The sequence below is a fragment of the Streptomyces iranensis genome, assembly GCF_017874715.1.
Classification (GTDB): Bacteria; Actinomycetota; Actinomycetes; order Streptomycetales; family Streptomycetaceae; genus Streptomyces; species Streptomyces iranensis.
Window position 1 is genome coordinate 100,257 of sequence record NZ_JAGGLR010000020.1, and the last position, 15,689, is coordinate 115,945.

Consider the following 15,689-nt stretch of genomic DNA (forward strand, 5'->3'; position numbering starts at 1 on the left):
AAGAGACCGGCCGCCGCGGGCGTGGATCAGGGACGGACGCTGCTGACCACGTCCGCGGTGGCTGCCAGCCCCTCGGAGATGGTGGGCGCCACGCTGCTGCTCGCCAGGTAGAAGCCCAGCGTCACACAGACCAGGGCATGCGAGATGCGCAGTCCGCCGCTGCGGAGAAACACCACTGTGAGGATCAGAAGCAGCAGGACCACGGAGATGGAAATGGCCATGGGGAGCCTCCTCGGCCACTACGGAGCATCGGAATCCGGCCGTCAGTGTGGCCCAGAATCGTCCCTGGACCGCCGTCACCTGGTGCTCCATACGGGTGCCGATCTGCTGTTCGGTTACTCCCCGGCGGTCACCCCCGCGCAGTGAGCGCGCGCACCGAGCCCCTTCAGGCGTCGGCGCGGATCAGTTCGGCGGCCATCTCGCCGATCATGACGCAGGCCGCGTTGGTGTTGGCCGAGACGATCGACGGCATGATCGATCCATCGGCGATCCGCAGCCCCTCGACGCCCCGGACGCACAGCCGGGGGTCCACCACCGATTGCTCGTCCCCGCCCATCCGGCAGGTGCCGACGTGGTGGAAGTAGGTGCCGGTGTTCTCGCGGACGAAGTCGGCCAGGCCGTCCCGGTCGCTCACCCCGGGGCCGGGCAGCAGTTCACGCGGCTGCCACGCCTCGAACGCGTCGGTGGCGGCCAGCGACCGGGCCAGTTCGACTCCCTGGACCAGGGTGGCGAGGTCCCTTCCATCGCTGAGATAGCCGGGGTCGATCAGCGGTCGGTCCTCGGGGTCCGCGCCGGAGAGCCGGACCGTGCCCCGGCTGTGGGGCCGCATCGCGGCGGCCGTCAGGGTGAAGCTGTTCGGCGGGAACGGCAGCAGCCTCGGGTGGAACGGGATGTGAAAGAGGAACACCTCCAGGTCGGGGTGGGACAGCCCGGGGTCGGTCCGGGTGAACAGGGCCGCCTCGGCGGTGGTCGGCGGGGGCGGCGGCAGCGGGACGCCCGCCTCGTGGACCAGCCCGACCAGGGGGTGGTCCTGCAGATTGGCGCCCACCTCGGAGGCGTCCACCAGCACCGGGACGCCCACTTCGCGCAGATGGTCGGCCGGGCCGATTCCGGAGAGCATCAGCAGCTTGGGCGAGTCCACCGAACCCGCGCACACGATGACCTCCCGCACCGCGCGCACCCGACGTGCCACACCGCCGGAGCCCGCGTATTCGACGCCGACGCAGCGGTTGCCCTCGAAGAGCAGCCGCTGTGCGCGGGCCTCGGTGCGCACGGTGAGGTTGGGCCGGTCCATCGCCGGATCGAGATAGGCGACCGCCGTGCTCTGGCGGCGCCCCTCGTGGATGGTCCACTCATGGCGCCCGGCGCCGTCGCTCTCCGCTCCGTTGAAGTCGTCGTTGTAGGGATGGCCGAGTTCCTTGGCAGCGTCGAGGAAGGCGGTGCTCAGCGGGTTGGGCGTCTCGGCCCGGCTGAGCCGCAGCGGCCCGCCGGTGCCCCGGAAGCGCGGGTCACGGCCCTCGGCGTGCTCGATGGCGCGGAAGGTCTCCAGCACCGCGGCGGCGTCCCAGCCGGTGCAGCCGTCGGCGGCCCAGGCGTCGAAGGTGCCGAGGTGGCCGCGGACATAGGTCATCACATTGATGCTGCTGGAGCCGCCGAGCACCTTGCCGCGCGCGGCGGACTGAGGGTGCCCGGCCAGGCCCGGCTGCGGGACGGTGGTGTAGCCCCAGTCGTGCTCACCGCCGATGAGGGTGAACCACGCGGTGGGGTCGTGGATCTGCGCGGCCGCGTCGTCCTTCCCGGCCTCCAGCAGCAGCACCCGTACGTCCGGGGCTTCCGTCAGCCGGGCCGCCACCACGGCGCCCGCCGAGCCCGCCCCCACCACGATGTAGTCGTAGTCGCTCATCATGTGCCCCCGTTCCGGACCCACCCGATGTGCCGCACAGCTGTTCGGCACTCTAGTGGCGTGATCGCGGAGCGGGGGCGGGTTCGCCGGATCCGGCCGGTCAGCCGGTGGGGGCCGGCAGGTCCACCAGCCCGGCGAGTGCCTGCCGGTGGCGGCCGGGGGTGCCCAGCGCGATCTCGTCGCTCTTGGCCCGCTTGAGATACAGATGTGCCGGGTGCTCCCAGGTCATGCCGATGCCGCCGTGCAGCTGGACGCACTCCTCGGCCGCGTGCACCGCCACCTCGGCGCAGTGTGCCTGGGCCACGGCCACCGCGACCGGTGTGTCCGGGCTGTCCGTGGCCAGTGCGTCGGCGGCGTACCGGGCGGTGGCGCGCGCCGAGACCAGCTCCAGCCACAGCGCGGCCATCCGGTGCTTGAGCGCCTGGAACGAGCCGATGGGGCGCCCGAACTGATGGCGCTCCTTGGTGTGGCGGACGGTCTCGGTCAGACACCACTCGGCCAGGCCCAGCTGCTCGGAGGCGAGCAGCCCGGCCCCGGTCAGCAGCGCCCGTCCGATGGCCGCCTCGGCCCGGCCGGGCCCGGCCAGCCGGCGGGCCGGGGCGCCGGTGAGGGTCACCGCGGCGAGCGGGCGGGCGAGGTCGAGCGAGGTGAGGGGTTCGACGGTGACGCTGGTCTCGGCGGTCTCCACGGCGTACAGCCCGTAGCCGTCCGCGCCGGTGGCGGGGACCAGCAGCACATCGGCGCCCGCCGCGCCCGCGACACCGGAGACCTGGCCGCTGAGCGTGGAGTCGCCGTCGGCCCGTACGGTCGCGGCGGGCGCGCCGGATCCGCCGCCGGGCGCCACGGCCGCGGTGGACAGCGGCACCGCGAGGGCGCCGACCGTACGGCCCTCGGCGAGCCCGCCGAGCAGCCGGGCCACGGCCTCCTGGTCGGTGTCGCAGCCGAGCAGGGCGGCGGCGGCGAGGACGGCGCTGGTGAGGTAGGGCACGGGGGCGACGGTGCGGCCGAGCTCCTCCATCACCACCGCCGCCTCCCGCGCGGTGGCGCCCTGGCCGCCGAGCTTGTCCGGCACCAGCAGCCCCGCGGTGCCCATCTCGGCGCCCAGCGCGCGCCACAGCGCCACGTCGTACGCCCGGCCGCTCTCGGCCTCGGACAGCACCGTGGCGGGCGGGCAGCGGTCGGTGAGCAGCGACCGTACGGCCGCGCGCAGATCGTCCTCCGCCTCGGAGTAGAGCAGGTCGGCGGCGCTCATCGGGGCAGGTCCTTCCACGGGACGTCCTTGTCGGTCCGCGGCTCGGGCGGCAGGCCCAGGACGCGTTCGGCGATGATGTTGAGCAGCACCTCCGAGGTGCCGCCCTCGATGGAGTTGCCCTTGGCGCGCAGATAGCGGTAGCCGGCCTCGCGCCCGGTGAAGTCCACGAGTTCGGGGCGGCGCAGCGTCCAGTCGTCGTAGAGCAGCCCCTCCTCCCCCAGCAGCTCGACCTCCAGCGCGCTGATCTGCTGGTTGAGGCGGGCGAAGGCGAGCTTCATGGCCGAGCCCTCGGGGCCGGGCTGGCCGACCGCGAGCTGCTGGCGCAGCCGTTCGCCCGCGAGCCGGGCCGCCTCGGACTCCGTCCACAGCCGCAGCAGCCGCTGGTGGAGGTCGTGGGTGCGCAGTTCGGGCCGCTCCCGCCAGGTGCCGGCGAGCAGGCCGATCATGCCGCCCTCGCGGGGGACGCGGCCGCCGCCGATGGCCACCCGCTCGTTCATCAGGGTGGTCTGGGCGACCCGCCAGCCCTCGCCGATCTCGCCGAGCCGCCGGCTGTCGGGGATCCGCACCCCGGTGAGGAAGACCTCGTTGAACTCCGCCTCGCCGGTGATCTGGCGCAGTGGCCGGACCTCGACGCCGGGGTCGGTCATATCGCAGATGAAGTAGCTGATGCCGCGGTGTTTGGGCTGGTCGGGGTCGGTGCGGGCGATGAGGATGGCCCAGCGGGCGAGATGGGCGCTGGACGTCCAGACCTTCTGTCCGTCGACCACCCAGTCGTCGCCGTCGCGCACCGCCCGGGTGGCGAGCGCCGCGAGGTCGGATCCGGCGCCGGGCTCGCTGAACAGCTGGCACCACACCTCCTCACCGGTCCACAGCGGGCGCAGCAGCCGCTCCCGCTGCTCGTCGGTGCCGAAGCCGAGGATGGTGGGGGCGGCCATGCCGAGGCCGATGCCGATGCGGCGGGGGTCGTTGCCGGGCGCCTCCGCGGCCTCCAGCTCGGCGTCGACGACGGCCTGCAGGGAGCGCGGGGCGTCCAGGCCGCCGAGTCCGGCCGGGTAGTGCACCCAGGCGAGCCCGGCGTCGAAGCGGGCGCGCAGGAAGTCCACGCGGTCGGTGGTGGCGGGCGGATGGGCGTCCAGGAGTTCGCGGACGCGGCGGCGCAGCTCGTCGGCGTCCACGGCGGGGCGGTGCCGGGTGGTGCTCATCGGTCCCCTCCGGCGGCCTGCCCGGGGACGACGACCACGCGGCCGGTGGTCACGCCGTCGGCGACGCGCTGGACGGCGTCGGCCGCGTCCTTGAGCGGTACGCGCTCGCTGACCAGCGGTTTGACGGTGCCCTGTGCGGCGAGCTTGGTCAGCTCCTCGTGGCAGGCGCGGATCGCGGCCGGGTCATGGGTGTTGTACAGGCCCCAGTGGAGGCCGAGGATGGCGTAGTTCTTGACCAGGGCGTGGTTGAGGGCGGCCTGGGGGACGACGCCGCTGGCGAAGCCGACGACCACGATGCGGCCCTCGAAGGCGACGCATTTGACGGACTTGACGAAGGCGTCGCCGCCGACCGGGTCGTAGACGACGTCCGCGCCGCGTCCGCCGGTGGCCTCCTTGACGGCCGCCACGATGTCGTCGGCGCGCCGGTCGAGGACGAGGTCGCAGCCGAGCTCGCGGGCGACCCGCGCCTTGTCCTGGCCGCCGACGACGCCGATCACGGTGGCCCCGGCCGCCTTGCCGAGCTGGACGGCGGCGCTGCCGACCCCGCCGGCGGCGGCGTGCACCAGGAGCGTCTCGCCGGACTGGATGCGCGCCCTGCGGTGCAGGCCGAACCAGCCGGTCTGGTAGCCGATGTGCAGCGCCGCGGCCTCGGCGTCGTCCAGGGCGTCGGGCGCGGGCAGCGCGGCCGCCGCCTCCACGGGCACCAGCTCGGCGAAGCCGCCCGCGGGGAGCGTGGGCGTGGCCAGGACGCGGGAGCCCACCTCGCCCTCGGCGCCCTCGCCGACGGCGACGACCTCGCCGCACACCTCGACGCCGGGGGTGAACGGCAGGGGCGGCCGCACCTGGTACTGGCCGCGGCACAGCAGGGCGTCGGGGAAGTTGACGTTGACGGCCCGGACCCGCAGCAGCAGCTGTCCCGGGCCCGCCTGGGGGTCCGGTACCTCGTCGAGGCGCATGACCTCACCGGGCTCGCCATTGTCGTGCACTCGCCATGCCTGCATCCGGTGGCCTCCACAAACGGATCGTCGGAACGCGGTACCGCGCCGGGTCGAACATACTAACCAGTCGGTACGAGGAGCGGAACCGCCACCACCGTCAACCATCCTGACCTGCCCGCCCGGCGGCGGATGAACTCTTGTGCAACTCTGGAGGCACTCTTGAGCCCGGCGCGTCGGCAGGTAAAGGTGGACGGCGACATTTCGGTTCGTTTCCCAGCGAGCCGTTGCCGGAACGGGACGGGAGATGACGACTGTGCCCGACGACAAGGCGATCAGCGAGGCCGAGATGGAGGCCAGGCTGCACGGCATCTGTTTCAAGACCGGGCCGCCGCGCCGCATCGGAGTCGAACTCGAATGGCTCATGTACGACCCGGACGACCCCGCACGACCCATCGAGGCGGCCCGGCTCGAAGCCGCGGTCACCGCCCTGCGCGGACTGCCGCTGCGGTCCGCCATCACCTTCGAACCCGGTGGTCAGGTGGAGCTCAGCTCCCTCCCTGCCGACTCCCTCACCGCGTGTGTGGAGTCCGCGACCGCCGATCTGGTCCTCGTACGTTCCGTACTCACCGGCCTCGGCCTCGGGCTCGCCGGCCACGGACATGACCCCTGGCGCCCACCGAGACGCTTCCTCACCACGCCCCGGTACGACTGCATGGAGACCTACTTCGACCGCCGGGGTCCGGCCGGGCGCTCCATGATGTGCAACACCGCCTCCGTGCAGGTCTGTGTGGACGCCGGGCACGAGGAGCCCGGACCGCTCGGCATGGCACGGCGCTGGCGGCTCGCCCATCTGCTGGGCGCGGTGCTCACCGCCGCGTTCGCCAACTCGCCGCTGCGCCAGGGCCGCCCCACGGGATACCGCTCCACCCGGCAGGCGCTGTGGACGGCGATGGAACCCGGACGCACCCACGCCCCGGCCGACGGCCGGGATCCCCGCACGGCCTGGACCCACTACGTGCTGGACGCGCCCGTGATGGCCATCCGGGACGAGCAGGCGCCCTGGACGGTGCCGTCCGGGATGACCTTCCGCCGGTGGGCCCGGACGGGGCTGCCCCGGCCGCCCACCCTCGACGACCTCGACTTCCACATCTCCACGCTCTTTCCCCCCGTCCGCCCGCGCGGCCATCTGGAACTGCGCATGATCGACGCGCAGAGCGGTGCGGACGGATGGATCGTCCCCCTTGCCGTCACGGCCGCGCTCTTCGACGATCCCGAGGCTGCTGAAACGGTTTACCGGGTGGTGAAGCCGCTCGCCGAGACGGCGGGGGCGCGGCCCGCACCGGGCAATCCGCTGTGGCGGGCCGCGGCCCGCCACGGTCTGGCCGACCCCGAACTACGCACCGCCGCCGTCAGCTGCTTCACCACGGCGCTGGACGCGCTGCCGCGTATCGGCGCCTCCCCCGCCATCACCGCCGCCGTCGCCGCCTTCACCGACCGCTATGTGGTCCGCGGCCGATGTCCCGCCGACGATCTGCTCGCTCCCCTCACCGGTAAGGAGGGACGGTCATGACCGCCCCCGATTCCGATCTCACCATCGATCCCGAGGCGCTGCGCCGGCGCGCCGAGACGGCCCTGCGCACCGCGCGCGACCGCACCCACACCCTGACCACCTGCGTGGATGAGCCCGACCTCACCGCCCAGCACTCCCCTTTGATGTCCCCGCTGGTGTGGGATCTGGCGCACATCGGCAACCAGGAGGAGCAGTGGCTGCTGCGCGCGGTCGGCGGACGTGACGCCCTGCGCCCCGAGATCGACTCGATATACGACGCCTTCGAGCATCCGCGCGCCGAGCGGCCCGCCCTGCCGCTGCTGGCACCCGCCGAGGCCCGCGGCTATGTCCACGAGGTGCGCGGCCGGGTGCTGGACATCCTGGAGCGGATCGAGCTGCGCGGTGCCCCGCTGGTCGACGCGGGCTTCGCCTTCGGCATGATCGCGCAACATGAGCAGCAGCACGACGAGACGATGCTCATCACCCACCAGCTGCGCCGCGGACCCGCCGCGCTCACCGCCCCGCCGCCGCCCGCGGCGGACGGCGCGGCCCTGTCCGAGGAGGTGCTGATCCCGGGCGGCCCGTTCACCATGGGCACCTCGGCCGAGCCCTGGGCCCTGGACAACGAGCGGCCCGCGCACCGCCGGCTGGTCCCGGCCTTCCACCTCGACACCACTCCGGTGACCAACGGCGCGTACGAGCGGTTCATCGCGGACGGCGGCTACACCGAGCGGCGCTGGTGGACGGCCGACGGCTGGGCGTACATCCAGGAGCACGGCCTCACCGCCCCGCTGTTCTGGCGCCGCGAGGGCGGGCAGTGGCTGCGCCGGCGGTTCGGGGTGACGGAGCCGGTGCCGCCGGAGGAGCCGGTGGTGCATGTGAGCTGGTACGAGGCGGACGCCTACGCCCGCTGGGCGGGGCGGCGGCTGCCGACCGAGGAGGAGTGGGAGAAGGCTGCCCGCCACGACCCGGAGAGCGGCCGGTCCCGGCGCTATCCGTGGGGCGACGAGGATCCCACGCCCGCCCACGCCAACCTGGGCCAGCGCCATCTGCGGCCCGCGGCGGCCGGCAGCTATCCGCGGGGCGCCTCCCCGCTGGGGGTGCGCCAGCTGATCGGCGATGTGTGGGAGTGGACCTCGAGCGACTTCCTGCCCTACCCGGGGTTCCGCGCCTTCCCCTACCGCGAGTACTCGGAAGTCTTCTTCGGCCCGTCGCACAAGGTGCTGCGCGGCGGCTCCTTCGCGGTGGACGAGGTCGCCTGCCGGGGCACGTTCCGCAACTGGGACCTGCCGGTCCGCCGCCAGATCTTCTCCGGCTTCCGCACCGCGCGGGACGCGTCCTGATGTGCCGGCATCTGGCCTACCTCGGGCCGCGGACCTCCATCGGCGAGGTGGTCGTGGCGCCCGCGAGCAGCCTGTTCCGGCAGTCGTGGGCGCCGCGGCGGCAGGCGCACGGCACGGTCAACGCCGACGGGTTCGGCGTCGGCTGGTACGCGTCGGGCGACCCGGTACCCGCGCGCTACCGCCGCGCCGGGCCCATCTGGGGCGATCTGTCGTTCGCCGACCTGGCCCGCGTGGTGCGCACGGAGGCGCTGATGGCCGCCGTAAGGGACGCCACCGAAGCGAGCGCGGACGGCGAGGCGGGCGCCTCGCCGTTCGCCTCCGGCACCTGGCTGTTCAGCCACAACGGGGCGCTCCGCGACTGGCCGCACGCGGTCGCGGACCTCGCCGCCGCACTGCCACCGGCGGATCTGCTCGGCCTGGAGGCGCGGTGCGACTCGGCGTTCGTCTGGGCGCTGGTGCTGCACCGGCTTCGGCTGGGCCACGCGCCGCCGGAGGCGCTGGCCGAGACCGTCGAGCAGCTCGCCGGCGCCTCCCCCGGCTCACGGCTCAATCTGCTGCTCATGGACGGCGAGACCATCGCCGCCACCGCCTGGGGCGACACCCTGTGGTACCTGGCCGATCCGGACCGGGGCGTGGTGGTGGCCTCCGAGCCGTACGACCAGGACCCCGGCTGGACCGAGGTCCCCGACCGCACCCTGCTCACCGCCACCCGCACCGATGTCATGCTCACCGCACTCAAGGAGGCTTCCCGTTGAGCCCCTTCACCGTCACCCGCACCCTGCCCGCCGATGCCACCACGGCCGCGCTGCGCGCCGATGTGGCCGACGGGCTGGCCAGCACCCCCAAACAGCTTCCGCCCAAGTGGTTCTACGACGCCCGGGGAAGCGCGCTCTTCGAAGAGATCACCCGGCTGCCCGAGTACTACCCGACCCGCGCCGAGCGGGAGATTCTCGTCGCCCGCGCGGCGGAGATCGCCGACGCCACCGGGGCCCGCACCCTCGTCGAACTGGGCTCCGGCTCCTCCGAGAAGACCCACCACCTGATCCGGGCACTGCCGGATCTGCGCGTCTACGTCCCCGTCGACGTGAGCGAGAGCGCGCTGGAGCTGGCCGGGGAGGCCCTGCTGGCCGAGCATCCACGGCTGATGGTGCACGCGCTGGTGGCCGACTTCATGAACGGGCTCGCGCTGCCCGACGACACCCCGGGGCCGAGGCTGCTGGCCTTCCTCGGGGGCACCATCGGCAATCTGCTGCCGGCGGAGCGGGCGGCCTTCTTCGCCTCGGTGAGCGAGCTGCTCGCGCCCGGCGACGCGCTGCTGCTCGGCACCGACCTGGTCAAGGACGAGGCGACGCTCGTCTCCGCCTACGACGACGCCCAAGGGGTCACCGCGGCGTTCAACAAGAACGTGCTGACGGTGCTCGACCGCGAGCTGGGCGCCGACTTCGACCCCTCCGACTTCGACCACGTGGCGGCGTGGAACGCCGAGGAGGAGTGGATCGAGATGCGGCTGAGGGCCCGTAAGGAGCTCACCGCGAAGATCCCCGCCATGGATCTCGCGGTCCACTTCACGGCCGGGGAGGAGGTCCGCACCGAGGTGTCCGCCAAGTTCCGGGAGGAGAAGGTGCGGGCCGAACTGGCGGCCGCGGGGATGGACTCGCGGCGCTGGTGGACCGACGCGGAGGGCCGCTTCGCGGTGTCGCTCGCCGTGCGCAGGTAACTCCCCGGCAGAGCACGCCACGCCGCCGCCCGGGACCATCGGTCGCGGGCGGCGGCTCGCTTTGCGGCCCGGCCGGTCACCCTGTGTCCCGCCCGGGACACCGAACGAATTGATGTGATGCACATCACATAACCGAAGGAGGATCGCAGCACAGCGCGCTGTGGCCCTCTTTCCAGGTGAACTCCCTCTTGTTGTGCCCAAATCGGTCCCCTTATCTTTGGCCCGCCCGGCAGCGCGCCGCACCCGGCAGCACGAGAAGGAGCCGTCCATGCCCTTACGGGGACGCCACCGCCGCTACAAGCCCAACCGCATCTCCCGTGCCTCACTGAGCGTCACGGCGGGCGGCGCCGGAATCGCCCTTCCACTCGTCGGCGCCGCGGGCGCGTCCGCGGCCTCGGGCGAAACCTGGGACAAGGTGGCCCAGTGCGAGTCCACCGACAACTGGGACATCAACACCGGCAACGGCTTCTACGGCGGGTTGCAGTTCACGCAGAGCACATGGGCGGCGTACGGCGGCACGGCGTACGCGGCACGGGCCGATCTGGCCACCAAGGACCAGCAGATCGCGATCGCGGAGAAGGTGCTCGACGGCCAGGGCCCCGGCGCGTGGCCGGTGTGTTCGGGCAAGGCCGGTCTGACGCGGGACGACGCGGCGCCGCAGCAGAGCGCCCAGAAGGTCGTCAGGACGGCCGCCGCCCCCGTCAAGCAGACCCATCGGCCGGAGAAGGCCCAGCCGGCGGCGAGCAAGCCCACGCCCACCAGCCTCCCGGGGCACGCCTCCACGAAGTCCGGCCGCTATGTGGTCGTCAGCGGCGACTCGCTGTCCGGTATCGCCGACACCCACGACGTCAACGGCGGCTGGGAGGCGCTCTACAAGACCAATCGCGAGACGATCGGCGGCGATCCCGATCTGATCTACCCCGGTCAGAAGCTCTCCCTCAAGGGCGGTAAGGCCACCGCCAAGCCCAAGGCGGAACCCGAACCCCACCACAAGGCCAAGGCGAAGCCGAAGCCGAAGCCCGCGCCGCACCCGAAGACCGAGAAGCACACCAGCCGGGAGCGGGCCACCAAGCCCGTGGTCTCCTCGGGCTTCACCGCCCCCGTCAGCGGCGTCAACCCGAGCACCGCCTACCGGGCGTCCGGCTCCAGCTGGTCGAGCGGCTACCACACGGGGGTGGACTTCCCCGTGGGCATCGGCACCTCGGTGAAGGCCGTGGGCTCGGGCCATGTGGTCTCGGCGGGCTGGGGCGACGCGTACGGCTATCAGGTGGTCATCCGGCATCCGGACGGCAAGTACAGCCAGTACGCCCATCTCTCGCAGCTGTCGGTGCGGGCCGGGCAGAACGTCAACGGCGGCCAGCAGATCGGCCGTTCCGGCTCGACGGGCAATGCCACCGGACCGCATCTCCACTTCGAGATCCGCACCGGCCCCGGCTACGGCTCGGACATCAATCCGCTCGCCTATCTGCGGTCACACGGCGTCAGCCTCTGATGGCGTCAGCCTCTCACCCGTCGCCCCGGTGTGAGCCGGGGCAGACGGGCGAATCGCGGCCCCCTGGTGAGCGTGGTGGCGACCATGTGCCCGGAGACACCGCCCAGCCCGGCCCCCGGGTGAGTGGACGCGCCGATGTGCCAGAGCCCGTCAATATCGGTCGCGTGCCGTCCGGAGGCGGGCAGGGGGCGCCAGAGAAAGCTCTGGTCGAGTTCGAGGGAGCCGCCGTACGGGTCGCCATCGACCGCGTTGGGGTTCCGGCGGGCGAGGTCCGGGGGCGCGATGACATCGACGGCGAGCACCTTACCGGGCAGATCGGGCGCGTGCCGGGCGATCCGGTTCAGCACCCGGTCGGCGTAGCCCCGGACCAGCTCCGGGGTCCAGCCCTGAGCGGTGTCCAGTTCACCGGCCGCGTCGCCGCGCGGGGTGGACGGCATCTCCTGCAACTGCAGCCACAGCGCGGCGGCCCCGGGCGGCACCCGGCCGGGGTCCAGGACGTACTGCTGCCCGACGACCACCGTGGGCCGCCGGGGCAGCAGGCCCGCCTCGGCCTCGGCGCAGGCGATACCGGTGCTGCCCGAACCGTCGGTCAGGTGCACCAGCGGGATCGTGCTCAGCCGAGTGTCGCGCCAGCCGAGCGGCTCGGACAGCGCGACATGGATCTGCATCGCGGCGCGGCCGTAGCGGAATCGCCGCGCCTCGTCGCGTAGTTCACGGCGCACCGAGCCCTCCGGCAGAAGGGTGCCGTAGAGGGCGGTGGGGGTCACCGAGGCGAGGACCGCGCGGCGCGCGCGGAAGACCCGGCCGCCCGCCGCCACTCCCACGGCGCGGCCCCGCTCGACGAGGATGCGGTCGACCCGGGTGCCGGTCTCCACCCGTACGCCCGTCGTCGTCAGCAGCGACCTGAAGGCGTCGAGGAACCGGCCCGCGCCCCCGGCCACCACCGGCACCCCGGCGCCATGCAGAGTGGCGGCGAACAGCGTCACCAGGAATCCGCCCGACGCGTGGTCCGGCGACAGCCCCGCGTGCAGCAGCCACGGGGCGAAGAGATGGTCCACCTCGTCCCCGCGGAACTCCGCGCGCAGGTATCCACGGCCGCTGGTGGCCACCGAGCGGAGCCACCGCTCCGCCCCCCGCCGCCCGCCGCCGCGCAGCAGGGCGACCGCGTGGCGGAGGACGGCCGGTGAGCGGAGTTCGCCGCCCATCAGGCCGCCGATCGCCGCCATGTCGGCGCCCAGCCGACCGAGCGCGGACAGATACGCGGCCCTGTCCGCCTCGTGCGCGAAACCCTCGGCGGTGCGCTCCGGATCGCGGTGCGCAAGCGCGATCCTGCCGTCGTCGGCCACGCTGGCGATGACCCACTCATCGGTGTTGCGGTACTCCAGCCCATGCCGCCGCAAGGGCTCCCCCAGACGCGCGAACGCCGGGCCGGAGACGAACAGCGGATGCCAGGAGGAGTAGGTGTCGTGGAGATAGCCCGGCAGGGTGCGCTCCTCGGTGGCGATGAACCCGCCGATGTCCGGTTCGCGCTCCACCAGGATGACGGACCATCCGGCCAGGGCCAGCTCCGCGGCGGCCACCAGGCCGTTGACACCGGACCCGACGACGACGGCGTCTGCCTCGGCCATCCAGTATTCCTCCTGCCATCACGCGATGCGGTGCTTTTATCTGATTTAAGCATGCTATGCGAAGAATGCGGGGAGGATGCCGAACGACGGGCTGTCCCCCGTACTCGCACGACGGGGGACAGCCCCTTTCACCGGCGCGTTGAGCGTGGTGCCGCGTTCCGCCTCGATGTGGTGTGCGACGGGCGACGGGCGGGCACCGTGGAGCTGGAAACCCACGACGGGGACTCCAGTTGTCTGGGGCCCATGACGGCGCGGCTGATGCTGGAGGCCGAGGGCTCGGACCGGCTGCATCCCGCGGCCGACGGCCATCCGGTCCTCGCCTCGCGCTTCAGCGCCCTTCTGCGGCTGGCCGGATGTGTGCCCATACTGACGGCCGCGGCAGAGTGTAGCGGCCACGAACACCGGCCCCTTCAGCCCGTATCGCCCCTCAAGGAGAAGAGAAGTGACGGAGCAGTTCCAGCGCGGCCTCGACCGCCACCGGCTGATGAAGGTCCTCGCCGACCGGGCGGAGGCGGGCAGCCGCCCCGGGTCGCGTGCGGACGGATACCGGGTGGCGCTGGCGATCGAGGGCGGCGGGATGCGGGGCACGATCTCGGCCGGTATGGCGCTGGCCGTGCACGAGTTGGGGCTGCTGACCGCGTTCGACGCGGTGTACGGGGCCTCGGCGGGGGCCATCTCGGCGGCCTGGCTGGTCAGTTCGCGGCCGGAGGGCCTGCGCGGCTGGGCCGACCCCCGTTTCGCCAGTGCTCTCATCCGGAAGCGCAATCTGCTGCGCGGGCGCCCCATAGTGGACATCGAGACCCTGATCGAAGAGGTCTACATCCGTCAATTCCCGCTGGACTACACCTCGGTGCTGGCCGCGCCGCTCGCCTTGCACCCACTGGCGACGGATCTCGAAACCGGCCAACCGGTCGACTTGCACGATGAGTTGACGGACGAGGTCGCCCTCCGTCTGGCGCTGCGGGCGAGCGCCGCGCTGCCGATGCTGGCGGGCGGCCCCGTCACCATCGGCGGGCGCCGCTTCTACGACGCGGGCCTGGCCGAGTCGATCCCGTTCCGTCAGGCGCTGCGGGACGGCGCGACCCACGTCCTCGTCCTGCGCAGCAGGCCGCCGGTCCAGGCCGCGGCGCTCCGGGCCACCCCGTCGGTGGGCTCCCGGCTGGTCGCCGCGGTCGCCTTCCGCCAGTACACCCCCCAGTTCCGCGCCGCCTTCCTGAACCGGCCCGCCCGGCTCGCCGACGACGACCGGCTGCTGGCGGTCTACGACACCGACACCGCGGAATCGCCCACGGACCCCGCGGTGCTGTCGGTCCGGCCCGATGCCGCGGCGCCGTCCATCAGCCGTCTGGAAACGGACAGCGCTCTGCTCGAGGAGGCTCTCGAGGCGGGGCGCCGTGCCATCGTGGCCCAGCTCGCCCCGGCGGCCCGTTCCTGAGAAGGGCGACCGGGGCCACGGGGGAAGGAATTCAGTCGCAAAGAGCCGCCGTCCGCGCCTTCGGCAGGCCCTTGCTCCGCGGTACGGGCGCTTCGCCCTCGAGCTCCGCGGCGAGGTCGTAGACGGTGGCGGCCAGGACCAGTTGGCGCTCCCCGTCGGCGGTGGTGAGGGAGACGCTGGTGTAGCCGGGTCCCGCGCCGTCGGTCTCCCAGGCGGTGAGCGGATCGGCCTTCTTCCCCTCGCCGGTGGCGCACGGCACCTCCATGCGCTGCACCCCGAGTCCGTACGCGGGCGCGTCGGGGAACTCCACCGGGGTCTTGAGCTCGCGCCGCTGGTCGGGGCGGAGCAGCTTGCCGCCGAAGAGCGCCCGCTCGAACCGGGCCAGATCGTCCACGGTCGAGATCATGGCTCCGGCGGTCCAGTCGTAGGAGGGGCTGAACCGCGTCATATCGCGGCCCTTGAGGTCGTAGCCGTGCAGATGGGAGCCGTGCACCTCGGGGTCGGTCACCGGGAAGGAGGTGTCCTTCAGCCCCAGCGGGGCGAGGATCCTGCGGTCGATCTCGGCGGGCGCGGAGCGGTGGGTCACCGCCTCGATCACCAGCCCGGCGAGCAGATAGTTGGTGTTGGAGTACGACCAGCCCTTCCCCGGCCCGAACTCCGGCTCGTGCCGGACCGAGCGGGCGATCACCGCGCGCGGGGTGATGACGTGGTCCCGGTCGCCGCCCTCCAGATAGGGGGCGAAGAACGAGGCGTCGGTGGTGGGGTCGTAGATCCCCGAGGTGTGGTTGAGCAGCTGACGGATGGTGACGGCCTTACCGTCGTTGCCGTTCCCCTGGACCACGCCGGGCAGCCACTTCTCCACGCTGTCGTCGAGTGAGAGCCGCCCTTCGCCCTCCAGTTGCAGCAGGACCGTGGAGACGAACGCCTTGGTGTTACTGGCGATCCGGAACCGCTGTTCCGGCCGGGCCATTTCGCCGGTGGCCTTGTCCGCGACCCCGGCCGCCGTCCGCCACTCATCGTCGCCACGCCGTGCGTATGCCACCGCGCCCGGGAATCCGTCCTTCACCGTCTGGCCGACGGCCTCCTCGAAGCCGGACGGCGCCGGCGGCCCGGCCGACTCCCCCTGGGCCGTGGCGATGGTGACGGTCGCCGTCACCGCCAGCGCGCCGATCCCCGCCCACAGCGCCACGCCCCTCGCCCGAACTCCCACGAACCCGCTCCTTGCCTTGT

13 protein-coding genes are annotated in these 15,689 nt (G+C 72.9%); 6 read left to right on the top strand and 7 right to left on the bottom strand.

Annotated elements, in window-relative coordinates; genetic code table 11:
• Window positions 1–26: 26 nt before the first annotated feature.
• From J2Z30_RS32785 to J2Z30_RS32805, 5 genes are all read right to left on the bottom strand, one after another.
• Entirely contained in the window at window positions 27–221 is a 195-nt protein-coding gene (locus tag J2Z30_RS32785) for a hypothetical protein (RefSeq protein ID WP_020866016.1), read from the bottom strand.
• Window positions 222–385: 164 nt separating this feature from the next.
• On the bottom strand, window positions 386–1,903 hold the full coding sequence (locus J2Z30_RS32790) for a GMC family oxidoreductase (RefSeq protein WP_245388708.1): 1,518 nt from the start codon (window positions 1,901–1,903) through the stop codon (window positions 386–388).
• A gap of 100 nt (window positions 1,904–2,003) precedes the next feature.
• Entirely contained in the window at window positions 2,004–3,155 is a 1,152-nt protein-coding gene (locus tag J2Z30_RS32795; protein WP_044567583.1) for an acyl-CoA dehydrogenase family protein, read from the bottom strand.
• Window positions 3,152–4,357, bottom strand: a complete 1,206-nt coding sequence (locus J2Z30_RS32800; RefSeq protein ID WP_044567584.1) for an acyl-CoA dehydrogenase family protein — start codon at window positions 4,355–4,357, stop codon at window positions 3,152–3,154. Before J2Z30_RS32800 ends, J2Z30_RS32795 begins: the two co-directional genes overlap by 4 nt.
• Window positions 4,354–5,358 carry an NADPH:quinone oxidoreductase family protein gene (locus J2Z30_RS32805; RefSeq protein ID WP_044567587.1) on the bottom strand — a complete coding sequence of 335 codons (1,005 nt, stop codon included), beginning with the start codon at window positions 5,356–5,358 and terminating at the stop codon, window positions 4,354–4,356. Before J2Z30_RS32805 ends, J2Z30_RS32800 begins: the two co-directional genes overlap by 4 nt.
• 241 nt (window positions 5,359–5,599) lie before the next feature.
• On the opposite strand from J2Z30_RS32805, the gene egtA reads away from it, so the two are divergent.
• The 5 genes from egtA (at window position 5,600) to J2Z30_RS32830 (ending at window position 11,396) form a co-directional block, all read left to right on the top strand.
• Complete coding sequence (egtA, locus tag J2Z30_RS32810; RefSeq protein WP_044567589.1) at window positions 5,600–6,865, top strand: ergothioneine biosynthesis glutamate--cysteine ligase EgtA; 1,266 nt, start codon at window positions 5,600–5,602, stop codon at window positions 6,863–6,865.
• The gene (gene egtB, locus J2Z30_RS32815) at window positions 6,862–8,187 is read left to right on the top strand and encodes an ergothioneine biosynthesis protein EgtB (protein WP_044567591.1); all 1,326 of its coding nucleotides are present in this window, start codon (window positions 6,862–6,864) and stop codon (window positions 8,185–8,187) included. Before egtA ends, egtB begins: the two co-directional genes overlap by 4 nt.
• Window positions 8,187–8,942, top strand: a complete 756-nt coding sequence (gene egtC / locus J2Z30_RS32820; protein ID WP_044567593.1) for an ergothioneine biosynthesis protein EgtC — start codon at window positions 8,187–8,189, stop codon at window positions 8,940–8,942. The genes egtB and egtC overlap by 1 nt, the downstream gene beginning before the upstream one ends.
• Window positions 8,939–9,904, top strand: a complete 966-nt coding sequence (egtD, locus tag J2Z30_RS32825; protein WP_044567595.1) for an L-histidine N(alpha)-methyltransferase — start codon at window positions 8,939–8,941, stop codon at window positions 9,902–9,904. The genes egtC and egtD overlap by 4 nt, the downstream gene beginning before the upstream one ends.
• A 268-nt stretch (window positions 9,905–10,172) precedes the next feature.
• The gene (locus J2Z30_RS32830) at window positions 10,173–11,396 is read left to right on the top strand and encodes a transglycosylase family protein (RefSeq protein WP_044567596.1); all 1,224 of its coding nucleotides are present in this window, start codon (window positions 10,173–10,175) and stop codon (window positions 11,394–11,396) included.
• A 5-nt stretch (window positions 11,397–11,401) separates the two neighbouring features.
• Here J2Z30_RS32830 and J2Z30_RS32835 read toward each other — a convergent pair whose 3' ends face one another.
• Entirely contained in the window at window positions 11,402–13,024 is a 1,623-nt protein-coding gene (locus tag J2Z30_RS32835) for a phytoene desaturase family protein (RefSeq protein ID WP_044567598.1), read from the bottom strand.
• A gap of 442 nt (window positions 13,025–13,466) precedes the next feature.
• Between J2Z30_RS32835 and J2Z30_RS32840 the strand changes: the two genes are divergently transcribed.
• Entirely contained in the window at window positions 13,467–14,459 is a 993-nt protein-coding gene (locus J2Z30_RS32840) for a patatin-like phospholipase family protein (RefSeq protein ID WP_052701181.1), read from the top strand.
• A 31-nt stretch (window positions 14,460–14,490) separates the two neighbouring features.
• On the opposite strand, the gene J2Z30_RS32845 is transcribed toward J2Z30_RS32840, so the two are convergent.
• The gene (locus J2Z30_RS32845; protein ID WP_078956462.1) at window positions 14,491–15,669 is read right to left on the bottom strand and encodes a serine hydrolase domain-containing protein; all 1,179 of its coding nucleotides are present in this window, start codon (window positions 15,667–15,669) and stop codon (window positions 14,491–14,493) included.
• Window positions 15,670–15,689 lie beyond the last annotated feature (20 nt).

Coding starts and splice junctions, on each gene's coding strand:
- egtB (WP_044567591.1), top strand. CDS start 6,862: ATGACCGCCCCCGATTCCGATCTCACCATCGATCCCGAGGCGCTGCGC.
- J2Z30_RS32830 (WP_044567596.1), top strand. CDS start 10,173: ATGCCCTTACGGGGACGCCACCGCCGCTACAAGCCCAACCGCATCTCC.
- J2Z30_RS32790 (WP_245388708.1), bottom strand. CDS start 1,903: ATGAGCGACTACGACTACATCGTGGTGGGGGCGGGCTCGGCGGGCGCC.
- J2Z30_RS32800 (WP_044567584.1), bottom strand. CDS start 4,357: ATGAGCACCACCCGGCACCGCCCCGCCGTGGACGCCGACGAGCTGCGC.
- egtC (WP_044567593.1), top strand. CDS start 8,187: ATGTGCCGGCATCTGGCCTACCTCGGGCCGCGGACCTCCATCGGCGAG.
- J2Z30_RS32795 (WP_044567583.1), bottom strand. CDS start 3,155: ATGAGCGCCGCCGACCTGCTCTACTCCGAGGCGGAGGACGATCTGCGC.
- J2Z30_RS32805 (WP_044567587.1), bottom strand. CDS start 5,358: ATGCAGGCATGGCGAGTGCACGACAATGGCGAGCCCGGTGAGGTCATG.
- egtA (WP_044567589.1), top strand. CDS start 5,600: ATGACGACTGTGCCCGACGACAAGGCGATCAGCGAGGCCGAGATGGAG.
- J2Z30_RS32835 (WP_044567598.1), bottom strand. CDS start 13,024: ATGGCCGAGGCAGACGCCGTCGTCGTCGGGTCCGGTGTCAACGGCCTG.
- J2Z30_RS32785 (WP_020866016.1), bottom strand. CDS start 221: ATGGCCATTTCCATCTCCGTGGTCCTGCTGCTTCTGATCCTCACAGTG.